22 protein-coding genes are annotated in these 21,310 nt (G+C 59.2%); 12 read left to right on the forward strand and 10 right to left on the reverse strand.

Annotated elements, in window-relative coordinates; genetic code table 11:
- The first annotated feature begins 64 nt into the window (after positions 1-64).
- The 4 genes from hemE to GRI43_RS10855 all read left to right on the forward strand — a co-directional run bounded on the left by hemE (position 65) and on the right by GRI43_RS10855 (position 3,557).
- Positions 65-1,090, forward strand: coding sequence for a uroporphyrinogen decarboxylase (hemE, locus tag GRI43_RS10840; RefSeq protein WP_160731129.1), 1,026 nt, complete (start codon positions 65-67; stop codon positions 1,088-1,090).
- A 49-nt stretch (positions 1,091-1,139) separates the two neighbouring features.
- Positions 1,140-1,565 (forward strand): CopD family protein, encoded by a 426-nt coding sequence (locus tag GRI43_RS10845; RefSeq protein ID WP_420850001.1) that lies wholly within the window; start codon positions 1,140-1,142, stop codon positions 1,563-1,565.
- A 184-nt stretch (positions 1,566-1,749) separates the two neighbouring features.
- On the forward strand, positions 1,750-3,015 hold the full coding sequence (gene rho, locus GRI43_RS10850) for a transcription termination factor Rho (protein ID WP_160731698.1): 1,266 nt from the start codon (positions 1,750-1,752) through the stop codon (positions 3,013-3,015).
- 152 nt (positions 3,016-3,167) lie between these two features.
- A complete protein-coding gene (locus tag GRI43_RS10855; protein WP_160731131.1) occupies positions 3,168-3,557 on the forward strand; it encodes a BLUF domain-containing protein in 390 nt (129 codons plus the stop codon).
- Here the strand turns inward: GRI43_RS10855 and GRI43_RS10860 are convergent.
- From GRI43_RS10860 to GRI43_RS10870, 3 genes are read right to left on the reverse strand one after another with little or no spacing between them, the layout of a single operon-like run.
- Positions 3,554-3,952 (reverse strand): nuclear transport factor 2 family protein, encoded by a 399-nt coding sequence (locus tag GRI43_RS10860; RefSeq protein WP_160731132.1) that lies wholly within the window; start codon positions 3,950-3,952, stop codon positions 3,554-3,556. The two genes, GRI43_RS10855 and GRI43_RS10860, sit on opposite strands and share 4 nt — an antisense overlap.
- The gene (locus GRI43_RS10865) at positions 3,949-5,538 is read right to left on the reverse strand and encodes an FMN-binding glutamate synthase family protein (protein WP_160731133.1); all 1,590 of its coding nucleotides are present in this window, start codon (positions 5,536-5,538) and stop codon (positions 3,949-3,951) included. The genes GRI43_RS10860 and GRI43_RS10865 overlap by 4 nt, the downstream gene beginning before the upstream one ends.
- Before the next feature lie 9 nt (positions 5,539-5,547).
- Positions 5,548-6,246 (reverse strand): dienelactone hydrolase family protein, encoded by a 699-nt coding sequence (locus GRI43_RS10870; RefSeq protein WP_160731134.1) that lies wholly within the window; start codon positions 6,244-6,246, stop codon positions 5,548-5,550.
- A gap of 113 nt (positions 6,247-6,359) precedes the next feature.
- On the opposite strand from GRI43_RS10870, the gene GRI43_RS10875 reads away from it, so the two are divergent.
- The 6 genes from GRI43_RS10875 to GRI43_RS10900 all read left to right on the forward strand — a co-directional run bounded on the left by GRI43_RS10875 (position 6,360) and on the right by GRI43_RS10900 (position 12,286).
- Positions 6,360-6,620, forward strand: coding sequence for a DUF6489 family protein (locus GRI43_RS10875; RefSeq protein ID WP_160731135.1), 261 nt, complete (start codon positions 6,360-6,362; stop codon positions 6,618-6,620).
- A 22-nt stretch (positions 6,621-6,642) separates the two neighbouring features.
- The gene (mnmE, locus tag GRI43_RS10880; protein WP_160731136.1) at positions 6,643-7,917 is read left to right on the forward strand and encodes a tRNA uridine-5-carboxymethylaminomethyl(34) synthesis GTPase MnmE; all 1,275 of its coding nucleotides are present in this window, start codon (positions 6,643-6,645) and stop codon (positions 7,915-7,917) included.
- 118 nt (positions 7,918-8,035) lie between these two features.
- Positions 8,036-9,892 (forward strand): tRNA uridine-5-carboxymethylaminomethyl(34) synthesis enzyme MnmG, encoded by a 1,857-nt coding sequence (gene mnmG, locus GRI43_RS10885; RefSeq protein WP_160731137.1) that lies wholly within the window; start codon positions 8,036-8,038, stop codon positions 9,890-9,892.
- On the forward strand, positions 9,889-10,524 hold the full coding sequence (gene rsmG, locus GRI43_RS10890; protein WP_160731138.1) for a 16S rRNA (guanine(527)-N(7))-methyltransferase RsmG: 636 nt from the start codon (positions 9,889-9,891) through the stop codon (positions 10,522-10,524). The genes mnmG and rsmG overlap by 4 nt, the downstream gene beginning before the upstream one ends.
- Positions 10,521-11,297 carry a ParA family protein gene (locus GRI43_RS10895; RefSeq protein ID WP_160731139.1) on the forward strand — a complete coding sequence of 259 codons (777 nt, stop codon included), beginning with the start codon at positions 10,521-10,523 and terminating at the stop codon, positions 11,295-11,297. Before rsmG ends, GRI43_RS10895 begins: the two co-directional genes overlap by 4 nt.
- On the forward strand, positions 11,294-12,286 hold the full coding sequence (locus tag GRI43_RS10900) for a ParB/RepB/Spo0J family partition protein (RefSeq protein ID WP_160731140.1): 993 nt from the start codon (positions 11,294-11,296) through the stop codon (positions 12,284-12,286). Before GRI43_RS10895 ends, GRI43_RS10900 begins: the two co-directional genes overlap by 4 nt.
- Before the next feature lie 192 nt (positions 12,287-12,478).
- Here GRI43_RS10900 and GRI43_RS10905 read toward each other — a convergent pair whose 3' ends face one another.
- Together GRI43_RS10905 and GRI43_RS10910 are read right to left on the reverse strand one after the other, a co-directional pair.
- Entirely contained in the window at positions 12,479-13,399 is a 921-nt protein-coding gene (locus GRI43_RS10905; protein ID WP_202391700.1) for a glycine zipper 2TM domain-containing protein, read from the reverse strand.
- A 145-nt stretch (positions 13,400-13,544) separates the two neighbouring features.
- Positions 13,545-14,039, reverse strand: a complete 495-nt coding sequence (locus GRI43_RS10910; RefSeq protein ID WP_160731141.1) for a GAF domain-containing protein — start codon at positions 14,037-14,039, stop codon at positions 13,545-13,547.
- Positions 14,040-14,101: 62 nt separating this feature from the next.
- Between GRI43_RS10910 and GRI43_RS10915 the strand changes: the two genes are divergently transcribed.
- Positions 14,102-15,565 carry a PQQ-dependent sugar dehydrogenase gene (locus GRI43_RS10915; RefSeq protein ID WP_160731142.1) on the forward strand — a complete coding sequence of 488 codons (1,464 nt, stop codon included), beginning with the start codon at positions 14,102-14,104 and terminating at the stop codon, positions 15,563-15,565.
- A 12-nt stretch (positions 15,566-15,577) separates the two neighbouring features.
- Here GRI43_RS10915 and GRI43_RS10920 read toward each other — a convergent pair whose 3' ends face one another.
- Together GRI43_RS10920 and GRI43_RS10925 are read right to left on the reverse strand one after the other, a co-directional pair.
- Positions 15,578-16,414 carry an ATP-binding protein gene (locus tag GRI43_RS10920; protein ID WP_235903731.1) on the reverse strand — a complete coding sequence of 279 codons (837 nt, stop codon included), beginning with the start codon at positions 16,412-16,414 and terminating at the stop codon, positions 15,578-15,580.
- 5 nt (positions 16,415-16,419) lie between these two features.
- Positions 16,420-18,162, reverse strand: a complete 1,743-nt coding sequence (locus GRI43_RS10925) for an acyl-CoA dehydrogenase family protein (protein ID WP_160731143.1) — start codon at positions 18,160-18,162, stop codon at positions 16,420-16,422.
- 75 nt (positions 18,163-18,237) lie between these two features.
- On the opposite strand from GRI43_RS10925, the gene GRI43_RS10930 reads away from it, so the two are divergent.
- Positions 18,238-19,194: an L-threonylcarbamoyladenylate synthase gene (locus GRI43_RS10930; protein WP_160731144.1), complete on the forward strand. Its 957-nt coding sequence runs from the start codon at positions 18,238-18,240 to the stop codon at positions 19,192-19,194.
- A 22-nt stretch (positions 19,195-19,216) separates the two neighbouring features.
- On the opposite strand, the gene GRI43_RS10935 is transcribed toward GRI43_RS10930, so the two are convergent.
- The 3 genes from GRI43_RS10935 to GRI43_RS10945 form a co-directional block, all read right to left on the reverse strand.
- A complete protein-coding gene (locus tag GRI43_RS10935) occupies positions 19,217-19,543 on the reverse strand; it encodes a hypothetical protein (protein ID WP_160731701.1) in 327 nt (108 codons plus the stop codon).
- Between the two features lie 87 nt (positions 19,544-19,630).
- Entirely contained in the window at positions 19,631-20,386 is a 756-nt protein-coding gene (locus GRI43_RS10940; protein ID WP_235903732.1) for a head GIN domain-containing protein, read from the reverse strand.
- A gap of 120 nt (positions 20,387-20,506) precedes the next feature.
- On the reverse strand, positions 20,507-21,043 hold the full coding sequence (locus tag GRI43_RS10945; protein ID WP_160731145.1) for a CarD family transcriptional regulator: 537 nt from the start codon (positions 21,041-21,043) through the stop codon (positions 20,507-20,509).
- Between the last annotated feature and the right edge of the window lie 267 nt (positions 21,044-21,310).

The raw sequence follows: 21,310 nt of genomic DNA on the forward strand, positions 1-21,310 counted from the left end.
CACAGGGCCAACAGACTCCTTCATCCTCTATATATAAATAATATTATTTAGTTAGGACCCCTCGATGCCTGGTCTTCTCCTCGAAACCCTGCGCGGAAAGCGCGCTGACAAAGTACCCATGTGGCTCATGCGGCAGGCTGGCAGATACTTGCCTGAATATCGCGAACTGCGTGCGGAAAAGGGCGGTTTCCTCGATCTGGTCTATGATGCCGAGGCAGCGACCGAAGTGACTCTGCAACCGATCAAGCGGTTCGGGTTCGACGGTGCGATCCTGTTTTCCGATATTCTGATCATTCCCTATGCCATGGGCCAGAACCTGGAATTTCTTGCCGGCGAAGGACCTCGTCTCTCGCCAAAGCTCGTCGATCATGCGCTCAGCAGCCTTGAAGCTGTGCCACAGCGCCTCGATCCGATTTATGAGACCGTGTCCAGGGTGAAGGCTGGACTCGGCCCTGAAACCACCTTGCTGGGCTTTGCAGGATCTCCGTGGACCGTGGCAACGTACATGGTGGCGGGAGAGGGCAGCCGCGACCAGCATGAAACGCGCGCCATGGCTTACCGCGATCCTGCAGCATTCGGCGCGATTATCGATGCAATCGTCGATCTGACCGTCGAATATCTGTCGGGGCAGGTCGATGCCGGGGCGGAAGCGGTACAGATTTTCGACAGCTGGTCGGGCAGCCTTGCTCCGGCTGAATTCGAGCGCTGGGTCATTGCACCGAACGCCGCAATCGTTTCTGCGATGCATGCGCGCTATCCTGATTTGCCGATCATCGGATTTCCCAAGGGTGCCGGCGAAAAACTGCCCGCCTACATGCGCGAGACGAAAGTTTCCGCAGCCGGTATCGATGAAACCGTCGATCCAGTGTGGGCCGCGCAGAACCTGCCCGAAGGTCTGCCGGTACAGGGCAATCTCGACCCTTTGCTGCTGCTTTCCGGCGGCGAGGCGCTGGATCATGCAGTCCACCGCGTGCTTGAGGCTTTTCGCGATCGGCCGCATGTTTTCAACCTCGGGCACGGCATTGGCCAGCACACGCCAATCGCCCATGTCGAGCAGTTAATTTCGGCTGTCAGAGGCTGGAAGGGGTGACAATCGCGCCCTTCGTCCCCAATTCGCAACCATGCAGGAAACGCTCGCCATGATTTATCTGTGGCTCAAGGCCGGTCATATCATTTTCGTGATCTTCTGGATGGCGGGGCTGTTCATGCTGCCGCGTTATTTCGTTTATCACCAGGAGGCAGACCCCGGCTCGCCCGAGGAAGCGAAGTGGATCGACCGTGAGCAAAAGCTGCTCAAGATTATTCTCTTGCCTTCGATCATCGTGGTCTGGGTTCTTGGCCTGGCGTTGATGAGCACTGTCGGTGCCCACACCCAGGGCTGGTTCCACGCGAAACTGCTGATCGTGCTGCTGCTGTCGGGCTATCACGGCTGGATGTCGGCATATGCGAAGAAGCTCGCCCGCGGAGAACGCCCGCTTCAGGGCAAGGCGCTGCGCCTGATTAACGAAGTGCCCGGTATCGCTGCGGCAATCATCGTGATCCTGGTGGTCGTGAAACCGTTCTGATTTTGCGGTCATCTGCGCCGCGGCACGCTGCAAATCATTTGACGGCGTCCGGCACCGGGCGTAACTGAAAACCCAATTCCGGCTGAGGATCGCTGAACAGCGAACCGGTCTGCTTTCTCCAAGCCCAGATTGACCTGCCGGCCACATTGAAATCGCCCGTTTCCGGGCAATGAAAGTACTACAAATGCATCTCAAAGACTTGAAACTCAAAGCACCGGCCGACCTTGTCAGCATGGCCGAAGAGCTGGGCGTAGAAGGCGCATCGACCATGCGCCGGCAGGACCTGATGTTCTGCATCCTGCGCGAACTGGCTGAAGACGAAGAATACGAAGAAAAGATCATGGGCATCGGCACCATCGAAGTGCTGCAGGATGGCTTCGGCTTCCTCCGCTCGCCCGAGGCCAATTACCTCGCCGGTCCGGACGATATTTACGTATCGCCCAATCAGGTCCGCAAGATGGGCCTGCGCACCGGCGATACGGTAGAAGGTGAAATCCGCGCGCCGAAAGAGGGCGAACGCTATTTCGCGCTGACCAAGCTGACCAGCGTGAACTTCGAAGATCCCGACCAGGTTCGGATGCGGACCAATTTCGACAATCTCACCCCGCTTTATCCGGAAGAGAAGCTGTCGCTCGATACTCTCGACCCAACGGTCAAGGACAAGTCCGCGCGGGTAATCGACATCATCTCGCCGCAGGGCAAGGGCCAGCGCGCCCTGATCGTGGCGCCGCCGCGGACCGGTAAGACCGTTCTGCTGCAAAACATCGCCAAGGCCATCACCGACAATCACCCGGAGGTTTTCCTGCTGGTGCTGCTGGTCGATGAACGCCCGGAAGAAGTTACCGACATGCAGCGCAGCGTGAAGGGCGAGGTTATTTCCTCCACCTTTGACGAACCCGCGACCCGCCATGTTCAAGTGGCTGAAATGGTTATTGAAAAGGCGAAACGCCTGGTCGAACACAAGCGCGATGTTGTGATCCTGCTGGATTCGATCACCCGTCTTGGCCGCGCTTACAACACCGTGGTTCCAAGCTCTGGCAAGGTCTTGACCGGCGGTGTCGATGCCAACGCATTGCAGCGTCCTAAGCGTTTCTTCGGTGCCGCGCGTAACATCGAGGAAGGCGGATCGCTGTCCATCATCGCGACCGCGCTGATCGATACCGGCAGCCGCATGGACGAAGTTATCTTCGAAGAGTTCAAGGGCACCGGCAACAGCGAAATCGTGCTCGACCGCAAGGTTGCGGACAAGCGTATCTTCCCAGCGCTGGATGTCGGCAAATCCGGTACCCGCAAGGAAGAGCTGCTGGTCGAGAAGGACAAGCTTTCGAAGATGTGGGTCCTGCGCCGTATTCTCATGCAGATGGGCACGATCGACGCGATGGAATTCCTGCTCGACAAGATGAAGGATTCCAAGACAAACGAAGACTTCTTCGACACGATGAACCAGTAATCGGGGCGATACACTGCTGCGGCAAGCCACCCAGAAACGCATCGCCGCCGGCGTCAATTGACCCGGCGGTGATTTGCGCAATATAGGGGCACCGGATTGCTGACTGGTGGGTTACACGCAATCTGTTTCGGGTAGGCGATTAGCGAGGGGTCATGCGCCAGTATATCTACATCAGTACCGCACCGGATCTCTCACGGTCTGAAATCGATTTGATCCTGGCATCATGCTCCCGCAACAATGCCGAACGCGGCGTGACCGGAATGCTCCTGTATAATGGGCGCAACTTTCTCCAGCTTCTGGAAGGCGAGCAGGAAGACCTGATGTGGGTCATGCGGCGGATCGCCAGCGACACGCGGCACAGCGGTGTTTCAAAGCTGGAAGACATCTACACCGAAGAACGCGCCTGCCCTGACTGGACAATGCGCCATATCCGTTTGGTCGATGATGTTGACGCGCGCCAAAGCACGTTGGAGGCAGAATTGCCGGATGCTCTTGACCCGCAGCTCAGACGCACGATCCTGAACTTTGCCGCGCTAAACTAGTTTCCCTGCTGCTCGAGCTGGGCGGCCATCATTTCCCAGATCTTGTTCACGGCTTTCAGCGGCCTGACCATCACCTTGAAATCGGTGATCAAGCCTTCGTCGTTGAAGGTAATCATATCGATCCCGTTGAGGTGAATTCCCTCCAGATTGGCAGTGAATTCCAGCACCGCGTGCGGGCCATCGGCTATCTCGCGGACATATTCGAAACCGGTGTTGGCAAAAGTGTGTCCGGCAGCGCTGAGGTATGCGACAACCTTGTCGCGCCCTTCTTGCGGTGTGTGGACGACCGGCGAATGGAACACCGCATCGGGCGCTAGAATGCTGGCGAGCTCCTCTGGCTTGCTGCCGTTTTCGGCAATCTTGTGCCAGCGATCGAGATTTTCTGCAGCGCTCATAATGCTCTCCTGAAGCTGTCTGCCCGCGCCATTTTCCAGTGCGCTGTCAGCAGTGCGTTATCGCTACCGGCGATTAGCTCGCCGGGTTCAACAAAGGTGTAGATGGCATCGATCGCGTTCGACCGCGCGCCGTTGAGCCGTTCGCGCATATCGCGCGGCTGGATTTCCCAAGGCGATTCCAGCCCCATAGCGATCACGATTTCACGCAGTGAATGGAGCGTCTGTTTCTGGAAACGGGCCACCCTTGGCCCCTTGTCTTCAACAATCAGGCCGCTTTGCCGCCATGCTTTCTGGGTTGCGACACCGGTGGGGCAGTTGCCCGTATGACATTCCATCGACTGGACGCAGCCGAGCGAAAACATGAACGGACGTGCGGCGTTGCACCAATCAGCGCCCAGCGCAAATGCCTTTGCCATTTGTGCGCCCGAGTGGATCTTGCCCGACGCGGCAATCTTCACCTTGTCTTTCTGCAAAGTGCCGACCAGCGCATTGCGAACGAAAATAAGTCCTTCACGCAGCGGCATCCCGACTGAATTGGACAGTTCCAGCGGAGCCGCGCCGGTTCCGCCTTCGGCCCCGTCCACGGTGATGAAGTCGGGTGTGATTTCGGTTTCAAGCATCGCCTTGGCAATGGCGAAAACTTCGTGCGGCTGGCCCACGCACAGTTTGATACCCACTGGCAATCCGCCGCTCAGATCGCGCAGTCGGGCAATCCATTCGAGCATCTCGATCGGTGTTTCAAAAGTCGAATGTGCAGCCGGTGACAGGCAGTCTTCACCGACGGGAATGCCTCTGGCCTCAGCGATTTCTTCGGTCACCTTGCGCCCGGGCAAGACGCCGCCATGGCCTGGCTTTGCGCCTTGGCTGAGCTTGATTTCGATCATTTTCACCTGATCGCTTGCGGCGTTTTCTGCGAACAGGGCCGGGTCGAAGCTGCCATCCTTTGCCCGGCATCCGAAATACCCGCTGCCGATTTCCCAGATCAGATCGCCGCCGGGCGCGCGGTGGTACCGGCTGATACTGCCTTCGCCGGTGTTGTGCGCGAAATTGCCCATTTTGGCGCCCAGATTAAGCGCCTCAATTGCCCTTGCGGAAAGCGATCCGAAACTCATCGCGGAAATATTGAGCAGAGAGGAGGAGTAGGGGTTGGCACATTCCGGGCTGCCAACTGTAACGCGCCAGTTTTCCGGCTGGTTTTCGTTGGGTACAACCGAGTGGCTAAGCCATTCATATTCATCGGAATATACGTCGAGTTCGGTCCCCATAGGATGCGAATCAAGGTCGCCCTTGGCGCGCGCATAGACAAGCGCACGTGCCTGATGGCTGAAGGGGCGCCCTTCTAGGTCACTTTCAACCAGATAGGCCTGCGCAAAGGGCCGCAAATCTTCCATGATCCAGCGGATACGGGCGATCAGTGGGTAATTCCGGCGCAGCGAGTGCTTGTTCTGGAAGAAGTCCCACATTGCGATCAGGAGCAGCGGTACGAGCAGCCACAGCAGTATCCTCGCCGGTTGGACGAGCCATGCTGCGGCCGCTAGGGCTGCCAGTATCAGCGGTACGGAATAGCGCGGGGCCAATATTCGCATGATCTGCGCTTATCCCAGGTTCTGTGCGAAAAATTCCCAAGTGCGCCGATCAGCCAGCTGGGCCCCTTCTTCATCGCGCCGCTTGCCGTGTTCGGTTGCAAAACCATGATCAAGCCCAGCGTAATCGTGCAAAGTCACCTTGTCGTGGGCATCCAGCCCGTCATGCATGGCCTTTTGCGCGGCCTTGTCGACAAAGTGATCTTCTGTCGGGATGTGCAGCATCAACGGATTGGCGATTGCCTTGGCTTCGCCGATCATCTGGTCGATCATTACACCGTAATAGCCAACGGATGCGTCCACATCGGTGCGAGTTGCAGTCATATAGGCGAGTTTGCCGCCGAGGCAGTATCCCACGCAGCCAACCTTCTCTACGCCCGCTTCCTTGCGGATCCATTTGATGGTCGCCTCAATGTCGCGGACACCATCCTCTGCGTCGTATTTACCGAACAATTCCAGTGCTTTGTTGAATTCCGGTTCGATATCGGGGTCGAGCTCCAGATTTGGTTCCATGCGGAAAAACAGGTCAGGTGCAACCGCCAGGTAGCCCTCTTCTGCCCATTTGTCGCATTTGCGCCGGATGCCGGCGTTCACACCGAAGATTTCCTGGATCACGAGAATCGCTGCTTTCGGTTTTCCGGCCGGCTTCGCCAAATAGGCCGAAAAGTCGGCGTTGCCCGAAAGGGTGGGAATTGAAACAGTCTCGCTCATGAATGACTCCTTGGAATTTTTCGAAATGGGCTTAACCCTTGCGCGGTGGCTTGCCAAACCCAGATAATAGAGAGCCGCAGTGGAAGCGGCACACATACAACGGAGGAAATGCAATGAAGGTCCAGATCGAAATCGATTGTTCGCCAGAAGAAGCGCGGACCTTCATGGGATTGCCCGACGTGTCGAAGGCAAACGACATTTATGTCGACACCATGTCCAAGGCGATGAAGGGTGTCAGCAACCCCGAACAGCTCCAGCAATTTGCCAAGCAACTCGCGCCGATGGGCCAGATCGGCTTCAAACTGTTCCAGAACTTTGTCGAAGGTGCCAGCGCCGCCAGTGGCGCATCATCCAAGCCGTCAAAGAAAGACTGATCTGACCGGGCGCGGGGCGCAAATGGAGACAATTTACGCCCTTTCCAGTGGCAGTCCGCCTGCTGGTATCGCTGTCATCCGGGTGAGCGGGGCAGGGGCCGGGCAAGCGCTCGTCCAGCTAGCCGGCGCGCTTCCCGATAAAAGACGGGCGAGTTTCCGGACCTTGCGTGACGCCAAGGGTTTGCCGCTGGACGAGGCGCTCGTGCTTTGGCTTCCTGGCCCGCACACCGTTACCGGAGAGGACATTGCAGAGCTGCATCTGCACGGGGGCAGGGCGGTCATTGCCGGAGTGGAGACCGCGCTTTCAGCAATGGACGGGCTGCGCCCTGCACAGCCGGGCGAATTCACGCGGCGCGCTTTTGCGAATGGAAAGATCGATCTGGCAGAGGCAGAAGGGCTTGCCGATCTGCTCGCCGCGGAAACCGAGCTCCAGCGGCGATCGGCAATGGCGATGGTCGGCGGCGCTTTGTCGGGACAGGTGGAGGAATGGCGCGGCACAGTGCTCAAACTGTCGGCGCTGGTTGAGGCCGCACTTGATTTTTCCGACGAAGACGATGTTTCGGAATTGCCCGAGCAATTCGGGGCGCAACTGGGCGGCTTCGTGACAGAACTCTCGGACTGGCTGGAGAGGCCCCGTGCCGAGAAGCTTCGCGAGGGGTTTCGTGTTGTGCTCGCCGGCCCGCCGAATGCCGGAAAATCAACTCTCTTCAACGCGCTGCTTGATGACGATGCAGCGATTATTTCCCCGACAGCAGGGACTACGCGGGATGTGATCGAAAGACCTGTGTCGCTTTCCGGGATACCGTTCCTGTTTGTCGATACCGCCGGACTTCGTCTCAAGAGCGACGATACGATCGAGATGATCGGTATCGAACGTGCCAGGCGCCAGACAGAATTGGCTGATTTGACGCTTTGGCTTGGACCGGAGGGCGAGGGGCCAGACGGCGCATGGGAAATCGACGCGAAAGCAGATATCGACACATCAGTACGCAAAGAGGCACCAAAACTCCGAATTTCTGCCGAAACCGGTGAAGGTATCGCCGATTTACGCCGGAAACTTGTCGAACATGCAAAGATGGCTTTGCCGGCACCGGGTTCGGTTGCGCTCAACCAGCGACAAGCGGATCTGATTGCGGAGGCTCATGACGCGCTCGATGATGCGACACGGTTGAACGACCCTTTGTTAATCGGTGAACAATTGCGGCTCGCACGCCGATCTTTTGACCGCTTGATTGGCCAAACTTCGACGGAAGATATGCTCGACGCGCTATTTGGCCGGTTCTGCATCGGTAAATAGGCATTTCGGGGAACTCACGGTGTTCCACGTGAAACACTCGGGCTAAAAACGCTCGCAACGTTCCACGTGAAACAAACAAGCCTTTGACGATGTGCAGCTGTCAGCCTAATTGGCGAATATGCACAATTTCGACATTCTGGTGATCGGCGGCGGACACGCCGGGGTCGAGGCGGCTGCCGTGGCTGCACGCATGGGTGCGCGCGTTGGGCTGGTCAGTTTCGACTTGGACGCAATTGGTGCGATGAGTTGCAACCCCGCGATTGGCGGCCTCGGCAAGGGTCATCTGGTCCGTGAAGTTGACGCTTTTGACGGGATCATAGGGCGCGCTGCAGACGCGGCGGCCATCCATTACCGGATGCTCAACCGGTCAAAAGGCAGCGCTGTCTGGGGCCCGCGAGTTCAGGCCGATCGGAAGCTGTTCAAGGCATGCGTCCATCGCTTGATCACACACCAGGGCGATCTATCCCTTATAGAAGGCGAGGCCGCAGGGCTTCTGTTTGACGGCGGGCGGGTTTCGGGGCTTGAAATGTCCGATGGAACGAAGCTTCATTCGCAGGCTGTTATCCTTTGTACGGGCACATTCCTTGGCGGAACGTTGTTTCGCGGGGAAGAAAGGCTAACTGGCGGCCGCATCGGGGAGGGTTCTGCACAGCGACTGGCAGAGCAGATGCGCGGTGCGGATCTGCCCATGGCGCGGCTGAAAACCGGTACGCCGCCCCGCCTGGACGGCCGAACGATCGACTGGGCAGGTCTGCCAGAGCAGGCGTCAGATGCCGACCATTGGACGATGTCGCCGCTGACCGGCACGCGGATTAACCCGCAGATATTCTGCGCGATCACTCGCACAAACGAGAAAAGCCACGATATTATTCGCGCAAACCTCGATCGCTCGCCGCTGTTTTCGGGGGCGATTGATGCGCAAGGGCCGCGATACTGCCCGTCGATCGAAGACAAGATTCACCGGTTTGGCGACCGCGATGGCCACCAGATATTTCTGGAGCCGGAAGGTCTCGACACACATCTTGTCTATCCCAACGGGATCAGCACATCGTTGCCCGTCGATGTGCAGCACGACATGCTCAGGGCGATGGACGGACTGTTTCACGTGGAAATGGTGGTCCCCGGTTACGCGGTGGAATATGACCATATCGACCCGCGGGCGCTTAATAGCGGCCTTGAATTGCGCGATATACCGGGGCTGTATTGCGCCGGCCAAATCAATGGCACGACAGGTTATGAGGAAGCAGCGGCACAGGGTTTGGTCGCCGGAATGCACGCAGCGACACACATTCTGGGCCGAGAAGCACCGGCGCTGGACCGCGCGAACTCCTATATAGCCGTGATGGTGGACGATCTGACGCTGCACGGCGTGACAGAGCCATACAGGATGCTGACCTCACGAGCTGAGTACCGCCTGAGATTGAGGGCCAACAACGCAACCACGCGCTTGACCCGGTTGGCGGCAGATGCTGGTTGCGTCGGGCCCGAACGGCTCGATTGGTTCACGAGGCGTGAAGAGCAGCGCGCGGAGTGGACGACGGGCCTAGAGCGTGAGGTTCTGGCCACCGAGCTTCATGATGCTGACCTCCCCGTAAGGAGGGATGGGGGACGTAAACCGCTCACCGAATGGCTTCGGTTCAACGATATCGGCCTTTCGTCGCTGGAGCCTTGGCTGCCTGAAGGGTTTGATCCGGCGAGCGAGCTCGCTGGGGAGCTTGCTGAAGATGCCGCTTATGCCCCGTATCTCGCCCGCCAGGAAGCTGAGCTGCGGGATCTGAGGGCGAGTGATAGAGTCCGCCTTCCGCGTGACTTCCCTTATTCAAGCGTACCCGGCCTATCCAATGAGATGATCGAACGGCTTTCCACGGCGCAGCCTGAGTCTCTCGCCGATGCGGGAAGGGTTCCCGGCATCACCCCGGCAGCGCTTTCTGCATTGCTTGTGCAGGCGCGCCGATTGGAGCAATTGGCGGCATGATCACGTCCGAAACGGAAGCTCGCGAGTTTGTCAGCGATCTGTGCGATGCAGAAGCGATGGAGCGGCTTGATCAGTTCGTGGCTGCACTCAAGCTCGAGAACGAGACCCAGAACCTGGTTGCGAAGCCGACCTTGGAGACCGCGTGGCAGCGGCATATCGCCGACAGCGCTCAATTGCTCAGCCATGTTTCACGTGAAACAGGCGTCTGGCTTGACCTTGGGACCGGAGCGGGGTTGCCCGGCCTGATCATCGCTATCATGCGTCCGAAGAGACCAGTGGTGCTGGTAGAGTCGCGGCGCAAACGGATCGACTGGCTTGAGCGCATGCGGATGGATCTCACGCTTCCCAAATGCACGATTGAGGGCAAAAGGCTGGAGCTTGTCGAAAGCGTCCGAGCATCTGTCATCTCGGCCCGGGCCTTCGCTCCGCTGCCCAAGCTGATCGACTTATCCGCGAGATTCTCCACAGCCGAAACCACATTTGTGTTGCCCAAAGGGCGGTCGGCGGCGCAAGAATTGCAAACACTGCCGAAAAAGGCGCGAAAACTGTTTCACGTGGAACAGTCTTTGACCGACGATGATGCCGGCATTCTTGTTGGCTCACTCGCGAAAGGGATGCGAACCAAGATATGATCACTATCGCCATTGCCAATCAGAAGGGTGGGGTGGGCAAAACCACAACCGCAATCAACATCGCCACAGCAATGGCTGCAACCGGTTGGAAGACGCTGCTGATCGATCTGGACCCGCAGGGTAATGCTTCTACCGGTATGGGCATCGAAAGCGGTGATCGCCCGCGTTCCAGCTACGATCTGCTGGTCGACGAACTACCGCTTGCTGAATGTACAATGCCCAGCAATATCCCAGGGTTGGACGTGGTGCCCGCGACGGTCGACCTCAGCGGTGCCGAGGTTGAACTGGTATCGGTAGAAGACAGGACGGCACGATTGAGCGCAGCGCTTGAGAATCATACCGACCACGACATTTGTTTCATCGATTGCCCGCCTTCGCTGGGTCTTTTGACCCTCAACGCGCTCGGCGCCGCAGACACGTTGATGGTCCCGCTTCAATGCGAATTCTTTGCGCTGGAGGGGCTTAGCCAGCTGCTTTTGACGGTGGAGCGGGTTCAGCAGCGGTTTAATCCCGACTTGGGCATTATCGGCATTGTGCTCACCATGTTCGACCGCCGTAACAAGCTGACCGATCAGGTTGCCGACGATGTTCGCGATTGCTTGGGCGATCTTGTGTTCGAATCGGTAATTCCGCGCAATGTCCGCCTGTCTGAGGCGCCCAGCCACGGTTTGCCTGCGTTGGTCTACGACCATTCCTGCACAGGAAGCCGCGCCTATATTGCGCTGGCGCGAGAACTGATCGGACGTCTGCCGGAGAAGAGGAAAGCTGCATGAGCAAGGAGAACGACCCGATCCGCCTGACAATTCCTCCTCGCAGCGCTCAGGACAAGAAAAAGAAGCTCGGCCGCGGGTTAGGCGCGCTGATGGGTGAAACGCGCCGTGAAGAGCCTCTTGCGCGCAAGGGCGAAACTGAGAGTTCTGATAACGGGCAGGAAGGCGGGACGATGGCAGCTAGCCCTGCTTCCGGTCTCTCTTCAGTCTCTGTTGCGGCAATTGAGCCGCTGCCTGGCCAGCCTCGCACGCGTTTCGATGATAACGCACTTTCGGAACTGGCCGCGTCTATCGCGGTGCGCGGTGTTATTCAGCCGATCATTGTCACTCCGCTAGGAAACGACAAATACCGTCTCGTAGCCGGCGAACGGCGCTGGAGGGCTGCCCAAAAGGCGCAATTGCACGAAATTCCGGCAATTGTCCGCGATCTGGACGAAGCTGACGTTATGGCGATCGCGTTGATCGAAAACCTGCAACGCGAAGATCTCAATCCTGTTGAAGAGGCGCGGGCTTACCAGCGACTGGCCGAACACCAGGACATGACTCAGGCCGAAATCGCCAAGCTGGTCGACAAGTCGCGCAGCCACGTTGCGAACATTCAGCGTTTGCTGGGTTTGCCGGGCGATGTGCTTGATCTGGTGGAGGAAGGCAGCCTCTCAATGGGTCATGCGAGGGCATTGATTGGCCATGAGCACGCGGGCGACCTGGCAAGGCGCGCCGTTTCCAAAAAATTGTCAGTGCGCGAAGTTGAAAAGCTCGCCAAAAATAGCGGCGAGGGTAGTGAAACCGCCCGCAGGCAGGCGCGCCCGTCGCGCGACCCGGCGAAAGATGCCGACATTGCTGCGGTGCAAAGCCATCTTGAGGAATTCCTTGGCCTGTCGGTAAAGATCAAAACCGACACCGATCCGCGTTCTGGAACGGTCACCATCCGCTACAGAACACTGGATCAGCTCGATCTGATATGCCAGCGCCTAACGGGCGGAGATATTTAAGTATCTCAAGCACTTAGCCATTCGGAGGTTCTGGCTTTACCCGTGAATTGAGCATTGCCTGAAAAGTTGCGCCGCGCAATTTCTCAGGGTGGACGTGTAAATCCGCAATAAATTTGATCGGTACAAAAGCAAACGCCGCCAAGCCTGTATGGGCCGGCGGCGTTTTGATTTGATCGAAGCGCTGAGGGGCGGTTACTTGCCCTTCACTGATTTGACGCGCTTTACCGGCGCTTGCTTCACCGGCTTTGGAGCAGGCCGTGCCTTGATATGGCGCTTGGCCGGCACGCGCTCATACGTCGTGACAGGTACGTCGACATATTCCTCTGTCACATACTCGCGAACGACTGCCCGCTGCGGCACAGCCACAGTGTAGGGCACCAGAATGTATTGTTGCTGGTAATAATGCGGGTAATAGCCCTGCGGATAATAACCGCCGAGGTGCCGGTTCAGCCAGTTTTCGCAATATTCGGCCGCATCGCCGCGCTTCCGGTCCTTGCCGGCGGCGCTGATTGCGGATCCGATTGCCAGACCGGCCAGTCCGCCGACCCCGGCACCTATGAGAGTGCCTGCGAGTCGTTCTGAATCGGCGACGCGGTTTCCGATCAGTCCGCCTGCTGCGGCGCCAAGGATACCGCCGATCAACCCGCCGTTGCCATCATCATTTGCATCTGCATAACGTGCTTCGCATTCTTCTAGCCAAGCGGCGTGATCGAATTGGGCGTGCTGTGGGTATGCTCCCGGATGTTGCGGACCAGGGTGCGCGATAGCGCGATGGCCGCCGTGATGCGGGCCTGCATATTGGACCGGATACCCGCCTGGGGCCATGGCAGGCGCGCTGTATTCAACCTCGATATCTTCCACTTCGTAGTCGGCACCGTAATCTGCCTCTGCATAGCCTGTCGGCGCGGCAGGTACGGGGATCGGCTGAACTACGGGTTCCTGACGAAAAACCACCTCAGGCGCCGGGACAGGGGAGGGTGCCGATGCGGCTGCGGGTACCGGCTGGGCATATTCATACCCGCCGCCATAGGTCATGTCCTGCGCCGCCAAAGGTGCGGCTGCGAACAGTGCGCTGGTGGCGGCTCCGAGTGAAACGATGGTACGGGTTGTCATGGCTTTCCCCCTTGGAAAATGTAGCTCGAGAATATGCTGATTCTCGAGAAATTAGGGGAAAATATACCATCGTAAGCCGCCGGAGCCATGGGCCGGCGTGTGCGTGTCCCGTTTCGGGGCGATTAGTCCGTTCTCGAAAGAAAGCTTAGATTGCGCAGGACAGCAGCTTTGCGAGCGCTTCAATTCCCGTTGCATCCTCATCGTCGAAGCGGCCGGTCTCAGGGCTGTCGAGATCGATCACCGCAACCACGGTGCCGTCCTTCAATATCGGCACCACCAGTTCGGACTTGCTGGCTGCGTCGCACGCAATGTGCCCGGGGAATGCATGAACATCTTCCACCAACTGCGTCTCGCCAGTGCTTGCAGCGGTGCCGCAGACCCCTTGGCCAAAGGGTATCCGGATGCAGGCCGGGCGCCCGACAAACGGGCCAAGTACCAACTCGCCGCCAATCACCCGGTAAAATCCCGCCCAGTTGAGCGTAGGGATGAATTCCCACATCAGCGCGGCGACATTGGCCATATTGGCCACGCCATCAGGCTCGCCGCTGGTCAGCGCGTCGGCGGCGCTCGCCAGTTGCCGGTAAAGTTCAGGCTTGCTCAGCGTTTCAGTGCCGGAGCGATCAGGAGTGAAATCGAACATCGCCCCCATCTAGGCCGATGCGCCATTGCCGCAAGGAGGAAGTCGGACTATTCCTCTATCCCATGAGCACAAAGCGCAAAGTCCTGATCTGGATCATCGTCGTATTGGCCGCGATTGCGGCGCTACTTTTCTGGCTGACACGCGGCGACACGGCCGACCTTTCGGTAGAAGATGTCGCCGGGACCGACCCTACCCTTCAGGAGGCTGAGGCTGAGGCCATTCCCACGGTCAACATTGCCAAGCCAGTGGGCTGGAAAGAGGGAGAGACGCCAGCCGCCGCCAGCGGTCTTGAAGTCAAACGCTTTGCCGAAGGTCTGGATCATCCGAGGGTTCTGCACACTCTGCCCAATGGCGATGTGCTGGTCACTTTGACCCGTGCGCCTTCGAACGGCGATGGTGGCGGTATCACAGCGTGGATCGCTGACCTGCTTATGTCACGCGCCGGTGCGACGGGCGAATCGGCCGACGAGCTGGTTCTCTTGCGGGATAACAACGCGGACGGTGTTTCCGATGAACGCATTGTCCTGACTGACGCACTCGAATCCCCTTCGGGCATCGCATGGGCAGAAGACACGCTCTACATCGCCAATCACAATGCGCTGCTCGCATTTCCCTATGCTCTCGGCGATACCGCAGTAACCGGCCAGGCGAAAAAGCTGATGGATCTGCCGCCCGGCGGCGGCCACTGGATGCGCAATATCGAGATGAGCCCCGATGGCAAACGGATTTACGTCGCGGTCGGTTCGGTTTCCAATATCGGCGAGAAAGGCATGGAGGTCGAAGAAGGCCGTGCGGCGATCTGGGAATATGATCTTACCAAGGAACGCGCGCGGATCTTCGGTTCGGGCCTGCGCAATCCCAATGGGCTCGACTGGAACCCGTGGAGCGGAGAGCTGTGGACCACAGTGAACGAGCGCGACATGCTCGGCAGCGACCTCGTCCCGGATTATCTGACTAACGTGCCTGTTGGCGTGCAGTATGGCTGGCCATGGATCTATTACCGCGACAATTTCGACGATCGTGTCGAAGCGCCCATGCCTGCCTACCTGCAGGAATATGCTCGCCGGCCAGTCTATGCGCTTGGCCCGCACGTTGCCGCGCTCGGCATGGTGTTCACCAAGGAAGGGCACCGCATGGGCAGCGATTTCGGGCAGGGTGCATTCATCGCTCGGCACGGATCTTGGAACCGCAAACCTGCATCCGGTTACGACGTTGTCTATGTTGCGTTCGATGCGCGCGGCAATCCCGAAGGCAAGCCGGTTCCGGTGCTGACCAATTTCCTGACAGGCGAAGGCACAACGCGCGGCCGGCCGACCTGGGTCGAATGGGCGCAGGATGGTTCGCTGCTGGTTAGCGACGATACTGCGGGGATCATTTGGCGGGTTGTTGCACCAGGCGCGGAAGCGGGCGCTGCTCCCGAGCGGATCAATTCCGGTTCGCTTCGCCCTCAAAGAGAATTGCGCGGTGATCCCAGCGCGGCCTTCCGGGAAGATTTCGCGCGCGAAGTCCCGATGACCGGTAACTGACCGCAGGCCGGACTAGCGGGTCAGTTGTATGCCCGCCCGTCCGGCGAGTTCGGTGATGAATTGCCAGGCGGTGCGGCCTGACCGGGTGCCGCGGCGTTTCGACCATTCGAGCGCTTCTGCCCGGTCCCATGCCAATCCGAACCGGTCGGCATATCCGCCAACGATGTCGAGATAGACGTCCTGCGTGCAATTATGGAAGCCGAGCGAAAGCCCGAACCGATCGGCAAGCGCCAACGTATCGTCAACGGCATCGCGCGGGTTTAGCGGGTCGTTCTGTTCACTGGAGCTACGCGGCACGATTGCGCGGTGATTGGATGTGACTGCCAGCCGGACATTGTCGGGCCGGGCATCAACGCCGCCTTCCAGCCAGCTGCGTATTTGGCGCGGGCTGGCAGCGTCCCCTTCCGCAAAGCCGAGATCATCGATGAAAAACAGAAAATTGCGCTCAGCGGTGCGCAACTGGCGGAAAAGAGCGGGCAGGTGTTCGACCGCGTCAGGGGAAACCTGAACCAGCGCAATCGAGCCAGGCCGGGCTGCCTGCGCCTCGCGCACTGCGGAGCGGATCAGAGCGGATTTACCCATACCTCTTGCGCCCCACAGCAGCATGTCGTGCGCCGCATGCCCATGCGAGAGCCGTTCGACGTTGCGGGTCACGGATGACTTTTGCTGGTCGATCCCTTTGAGCAGAGCCAGCGTCGGCGCCTCTATCGCGGCCACACCCAGTGCAGCCGCACCGTCCCAGACATAGGCCGGGCTGGCCATCCAGTCCGTTTGGGGGCCAGATGCGGAACCTGCCAGCCGGGCAAGCGCATCGGCAATGCGCCTCAGCTCCTCCGTGGCCCCGTCCAACGCGATTACCCCGCCAGCTGTTCTGCTGTCAGTTCATAGAGCAGCGCAGAACCGGCGGTTGCAGCCGCTTTCAAGCCTGCCGCCTCGGGCACTACATGATCGAGAAAATAGCGGGTCGTAACCGGTTTGACGGCTGCGAGCGCAGCGGCTTCTCCGGCTTCCACAGCGCGTTTCTGCAGCAGCATCTGCCATCCGGCGACTGCGACGGCTGACATTGTGCAAAACGGTACGCTGCCAGCCAGTTTGTCATCCAGCGATGCTTGGTCTCGCATCCAGGTGGCGATCGCTGCGCAATCCCCGGCAAGAGCGAACAGAGCGGGCTCTTCCGCCGCGTCCCGTGCAATGTCGGCCATCAGCGCAGCATATACTTCGCCGTTTTCGAGACCCAGCTTGCGGGTCACCAGATCGGCAGCCTGAATGCCGTTTGTGCCTTCGTAAATCGGCGCAATACGCGCGTCGCGGTAATGCTGGGCGGCGCCGGTTTCTTCGACAAAGCCCATTCCCCCGTGAATCTGGATGCCGATGCTGGTTACGTCGATCCCGGTGTCGGTGCCCCACGCCTTGATCATCGGGACCAGTACATCGCCGCGTGCACCGGCAGCCGTATCGCCCAGTGTGCCGCGATCGACCTGTCCCGTGGTGTAATAGAGCAGCGCCCGCATCGCTTCGGTCAGCGATTTCATTCGCAGCAGCATCCGCCGCACGTCCGGGTGCTCGGAAATGGCAACAGGGGTGCGGTCAGGCGCTCCGGCGCGGGCCGATTGCACCCGGTCGGATGCGTAATACAGCGCTTGCTGCAACGCTCGTTCCGCGATTTGCACGCCTTGGCTGCCGACATTGATGCGGGCGTTGTTCATCATCGTGAACATTGCCGCCAGACCGCGGTTCTCCGCCCCGATCAATTCGCCGATGCATTGGCCATTGTCGCCATAGGACATCACGCAGGTTGGCGACGCGTTGATGCCCAGCTTGTGTTCGATGCTGACACAGCGAACGTCATTGCGCGCGCCAAGCGAGCCGTCTTCGCCCACATGGTATTTCGGGACTAGGAACAGCGAGATTCCCCGGCTCCCCTCGGGCGCGCCCGGCAGGCGGGCCAGCACCAGATGGACGATATTCTTCGACAGGTCGTGTTCGCCCCAGGTGATATAGATCTTCTGGCCCTGGATCAGATATTTCCCGGCGTGTTCGCCATCCTCGATTGGGGTCGCGGTGGCGCGAAGGGCGCCGACATCGCTGCCAGCCTGCGGTTCGGTCAGGTTCATCGTGCCCGACCATTCGCCGCTCACCAGTTTTGGCATGTATTTGGATTTCTGGGCATCGCTGCCGTGATGCTCGATCGCCTCGATTGCGCCGACGGACAACATCGGGAGCAGCGTGAACGCCATGTTCGCCGCGCCGAGATTTTCGATCACGTTGCAGGCGAGGGTGAAAGGCAGCCCCTGACCGCCGAATTCCTCGGGCGAGGCAATCGCATTCCAGCCTTGCTCGACATATTGCTGATAGGCTGCCTCGAACCCATCCGGCAGGCGGACCACGCCGTTTTCCAGTTTTGCGCCTTCAAGGTCACCAATGCGGTTCAACGGCGCGAATTCGCCTGCGGCAAAGGCACCCACGCCTTCGACGATCGCTTCCACCATATCCGGCTCTGCAGCGGCGAAGCGTTCGCTCTGCGACAGCTCGCCGATACCGGCATTGACCTTGATCGCGAGCAGCTGGTCCTGGGTGGGCGGTGTAAAAGGTGTCACTTTTGCGTCCTTCGATCATTGGCGGGGGAGTCGATCCCCTTGGCAAACTGGTGCCCTCACCTATAGCGGCTGGTGATGCGCGACAAGAACGCAACACAATTGATTACCGCTGACGCCGAGGGAATATCTTTGGCGGCTGAAACTCTGCGTGCAGGCGGCTTGGTCGCAGTTCCCACCGAAACGGTTTACGGCCTTGCCGCGCGCGCGGATTCGGCGGAGGCAGTGGAACGCATTTACCGGGCGAAGGGAAGACCCGGTTTCAACCCGCTGATTGTCCATGTGCGGGATGCCGAACAGGCGGCGCGCTATGTCAATTTCTCGGAAGCTGCACACCGCGTGGCCGACAAAGCCTGGCCCGGCCCTTTGACGCTTGTTCTGCCGCTTCGCGAAGATGCCGGCCTTGCGCCTGCGGTTACGGCGGGCTTGCCAACCGCTGCGCTGCGCGCTCCGGCGCACCCGGTTATGCGGCAATTGCTGGATCTGCTCGATTTCCCGCTCGCCGCGCCAAGCGCCAATCGCAGCGGATTTATCAGCCCGACCACCGCGCAGCATGTGCTCGAATCGCTGGATGGTAAGATCGATCTTGTGCTCGACGGCGGCATTCCTTGCGAGAACGGTCTGGAATCGACCATTCTGGCTATCCGGCCCGATGGCAGTTGGGATGAATTGCGCCCCGGGCCGATCGATCTGGCCCAATTGCATGATGATGTGTTTGGCGAAGAAATGCGGCGCGGGACCGGACAGGGGTCGATCGAGGCACCCGGCCAGCTGACCAGTCATTACGCCCCGGGTAAACCTATCAGGCTGAATGTCACGCAGCCGCGGCCTGATGAATTCATGATCGGCCTTGGCGAAATGCCGTGCGATGTGAATTTATCGGCCTCGGGTAATCTGGAGGAGGCGGCAGCAGGGCTTTATGCCGCGCTTCATCTGGCTGCTGCGTCAGCCAAGTCCCACATTGCCTTCGCTCCGATAGCAGAAAAGGGGATCGGCAAAGCCATCAATGACCGGCTGCGCCGCGCTTCGGCCTGACCTGGCCGCGTGATCTCATGTATTAGGTACGGGGATCCGGCTCGGCAGGGATCGTCGGGATTATCGCCTGCATTTCATCATAGGATTCGCGCGCTTTTTCGCACGCATCTTCGTCGCCGCCGCGGCAATCGTCGATCTGGTCTGCATAGCGCCGCTCCAGCTTACCAAGTCGCTCTTCCCGCTTTCGCAACTCGCGCCCGCGCTTCTCGTCGGCCTCAGACTGGCTGGTGGTGGCAAGGTCCACCGCTTTTCCGGCGACCTTGACCGGCGCGGTGACCACATCGAGTGCAGTCTTCGCCACGCATCCGGACAACGCAGTGCCTGCTAGGATCAAAAGAAAAGGGGCCATGCGGCTGGGGATCATAGACATCGAAGGTCCTTTCCCCGGCAGCATAGCCCCGTGATCATGTCCCGTCGATGACGGGTGGCGGCAATATCAGTTTTCGTTTTCCTTGTTCACGGTCTGGCACTTAACCTTGCCCGATCCCATTGAACTGACTGTGCAGGTCGCATTGCCGGTTACGGTTACATCGCCCGATCCGACGATCTTTGCCTCGACATCACCGTCAGATGCGAAGTCTGCATCGCCTGATCCGGCGATCGTTATCTCGGCGCGGCCGGCCTTCAACTCGGACATTGCGGCGCTGCCCGATCCGGCGATTGTGACTTCGAGACGGTCCACCGTACCTGCGGCGGTATAGGTGCCAGAACCGGCCACTGTTACATCCAGTGTGTCGGCTGCGATGCCGGTTGTGCTTGCCTTCCCGCTACCCGCGATTGTCACGCCGGCATCCTTGGCCAAGGCATTGGCTTCGAGAGTGCCCGAACCGGCAAGGACGATTGCCTCGGGGGCTGGCATGGTCACCCGGATGGTCGCGGTTCCGCCATCTTTCCAGCTGTCTTTTTCGCGTGCGATGCCCAGGGTTCCGTCTTCAAGTGAGAAGCGGAGTGCATCAGATGCATCGGCTGCGCCGTCCACCGCGATGTCCAGCGTGTCGCCCTCGCTGATGATAACGGTATCCGGGCCAGCCAGAACGATTTCGGTCGGGGCATCGCCGGACATGTCGAGTTCCGCCAACGGCACGCCGTCGACATCGTTGATCTGAATATTCATGCCATCGCACCCTGCAAGGCCGACCGACATCGCAACTGCCACTGCGGGCACCAGTCGCTTCACCAATTTCTGCAGCATATTCCGCTCCTCTTATCTGTGTTGGTGATATAATACAGCAGAGGGCATGTCGCAAGCCCGGAACGCAAAAGGGCCGCCCTTTCGGACGGCCCTTGTCGATTGCGATTGACCGCTGGTCGATCAGCTTTCGTCGTCGTCGTTATCGTAATATTGCGGCGCATGCTCGCGCAGGACATCGAGAATTTTTTCGAGCGCGGTCGGCTCGTCGGTCTTCTCCATGGCAGCGAGTTCCCGGGCCAGACGGCTCGAGGCTGCTTCGAAAATCTGCCGCTCGGAATAGCTCTGCTCGGGCTGATCTTCCGGACGGAACAGGTCGCGTGTCACTTCGGCGATCGACACGAGGTCGCCCGAATTGATCTTCGCTTCGTATTCCTGTGCACGGCGGCTCCACATGGTGCGCTTGACCTTGGGCTTGCCCTTGAGCGTTTCCATCGCCTCTTTCAGCGTCTTGTCGCTGGACAGTTTGCGCATGCCGATCGCTTCGACCTTGTTGGTCGGAACGCGCAGCGTCATCCGCTCTTTCTCGAAGCGCAGAACATACAGTTCCAGCGCCATGCCGGCGATTTCTTCATTTTGAATTTCAGTAACACGGCCGACACCGTGCTTTGGGTAGACGACATAATCGCCGACATCGAAGGCGAGAGCCTTGGCTGCCATAAAAAGTCCTTTCCTGCGGCCTTCGTAACTTCTGGCAGTCAAAATTCCCTGTAGCCGTATCGCATGATACGGCCCGTGCCGGGCTGCGCTGTCAAAAGTGGTCGAAAGCCTTTCCAGATTCACACCTTCCGCCGGGACCAAACCGGGGTGGTTGCATTATTATATAACACAATCGCAACAAAATTGCGAGTCGGTATTGATTGGCAACGCAAACGGCCCCGACCCGGCTGGGATCGAGGCGCAACTTTGCGGGTTCAGGTGGTCTGT

It is taken from the genome of Pontixanthobacter luteolus, from assembly GCF_009828095.1.
Classification (GTDB): Bacteria; Pseudomonadota; Alphaproteobacteria; order Sphingomonadales; family Sphingomonadaceae; genus Pontixanthobacter; species Pontixanthobacter luteolus.

What these genes read in the sequence shown, in the direction of transcription:
- hemE (WP_160731129.1), top strand. Translation starts at nt 65, where the DNA reads ATGCCTGGTCTTCTCCTCGAAACCCTGCGCGGAAAGCGCGCTGACAAA.
- GRI43_RS10845 (WP_420850001.1), top strand. Translation starts at nt 1,140, where the DNA reads ATGATTTATCTGTGGCTCAAGGCCGGTCATATCATTTTCGTGATCTTC.
- rho (WP_160731698.1), top strand. Translation starts at nt 1,750, where the DNA reads ATGCATCTCAAAGACTTGAAACTCAAAGCACCGGCCGACCTTGTCAGC.
- GRI43_RS10855 (WP_160731131.1), top strand. Translation starts at nt 3,168, where the DNA reads ATGCGCCAGTATATCTACATCAGTACCGCACCGGATCTCTCACGGTCT.
- GRI43_RS10860 (WP_160731132.1), bottom strand. Translation starts at nt 3,952, where the DNA reads ATGAGCGCTGCAGAAAATCTCGATCGCTGGCACAAGATTGCCGAAAAC.
- GRI43_RS10865 (WP_160731133.1), bottom strand. Translation starts at nt 5,538, where the DNA reads ATGCGAATATTGGCCCCGCGCTATTCCGTACCGCTGATACTGGCAGCC.
- GRI43_RS10870 (WP_160731134.1), bottom strand. Translation starts at nt 6,246, where the DNA reads ATGAGCGAGACTGTTTCAATTCCCACCCTTTCGGGCAACGCCGACTTT.
- GRI43_RS10875 (WP_160731135.1), top strand. Translation starts at nt 6,360, where the DNA reads ATGAAGGTCCAGATCGAAATCGATTGTTCGCCAGAAGAAGCGCGGACC.
- mnmE (WP_160731136.1), top strand. Translation starts at nt 6,643, where the DNA reads ATGGAGACAATTTACGCCCTTTCCAGTGGCAGTCCGCCTGCTGGTATC.
- mnmG (WP_160731137.1), top strand. Translation starts at nt 8,036, where the DNA reads ATGCACAATTTCGACATTCTGGTGATCGGCGGCGGACACGCCGGGGTC.
- rsmG (WP_160731138.1), top strand. Translation starts at nt 9,889, where the DNA reads ATGATCACGTCCGAAACGGAAGCTCGCGAGTTTGTCAGCGATCTGTGC.
- GRI43_RS10895 (WP_160731139.1), top strand. Translation starts at nt 10,521, where the DNA reads ATGATCACTATCGCCATTGCCAATCAGAAGGGTGGGGTGGGCAAAACC.
- GRI43_RS10900 (WP_160731140.1), top strand. Translation starts at nt 11,294, where the DNA reads ATGAGCAAGGAGAACGACCCGATCCGCCTGACAATTCCTCCTCGCAGC.
- GRI43_RS10905 (WP_202391700.1), bottom strand. Translation starts at nt 13,399, where the DNA reads ATGACAACCCGTACCATCGTTTCACTCGGAGCCGCCACCAGCGCACTG.
- GRI43_RS10910 (WP_160731141.1), bottom strand. Translation starts at nt 14,039, where the DNA reads ATGTTCGATTTCACTCCTGATCGCTCCGGCACTGAAACGCTGAGCAAG.
- GRI43_RS10915 (WP_160731142.1), top strand. Translation starts at nt 14,102, where the DNA reads ATGAGCACAAAGCGCAAAGTCCTGATCTGGATCATCGTCGTATTGGCC.
- GRI43_RS10930 (WP_160731144.1), top strand. Translation starts at nt 18,238, where the DNA reads ATGCGCGACAAGAACGCAACACAATTGATTACCGCTGACGCCGAGGGA.
- GRI43_RS10935 (WP_160731701.1), bottom strand. Translation starts at nt 19,543, where the DNA reads ATGGCCCCTTTTCTTTTGATCCTAGCAGGCACTGCGTTGTCCGGATGC.
- GRI43_RS10940 (WP_235903732.1), bottom strand. Translation starts at nt 20,386, where the DNA reads ATGCTGCAGAAATTGGTGAAGCGACTGGTGCCCGCAGTGGCAGTTGCG.
- GRI43_RS10945 (WP_160731145.1), bottom strand. Translation starts at nt 21,043, where the DNA reads ATGGCAGCCAAGGCTCTCGCCTTCGATGTCGGCGATTATGTCGTCTAC.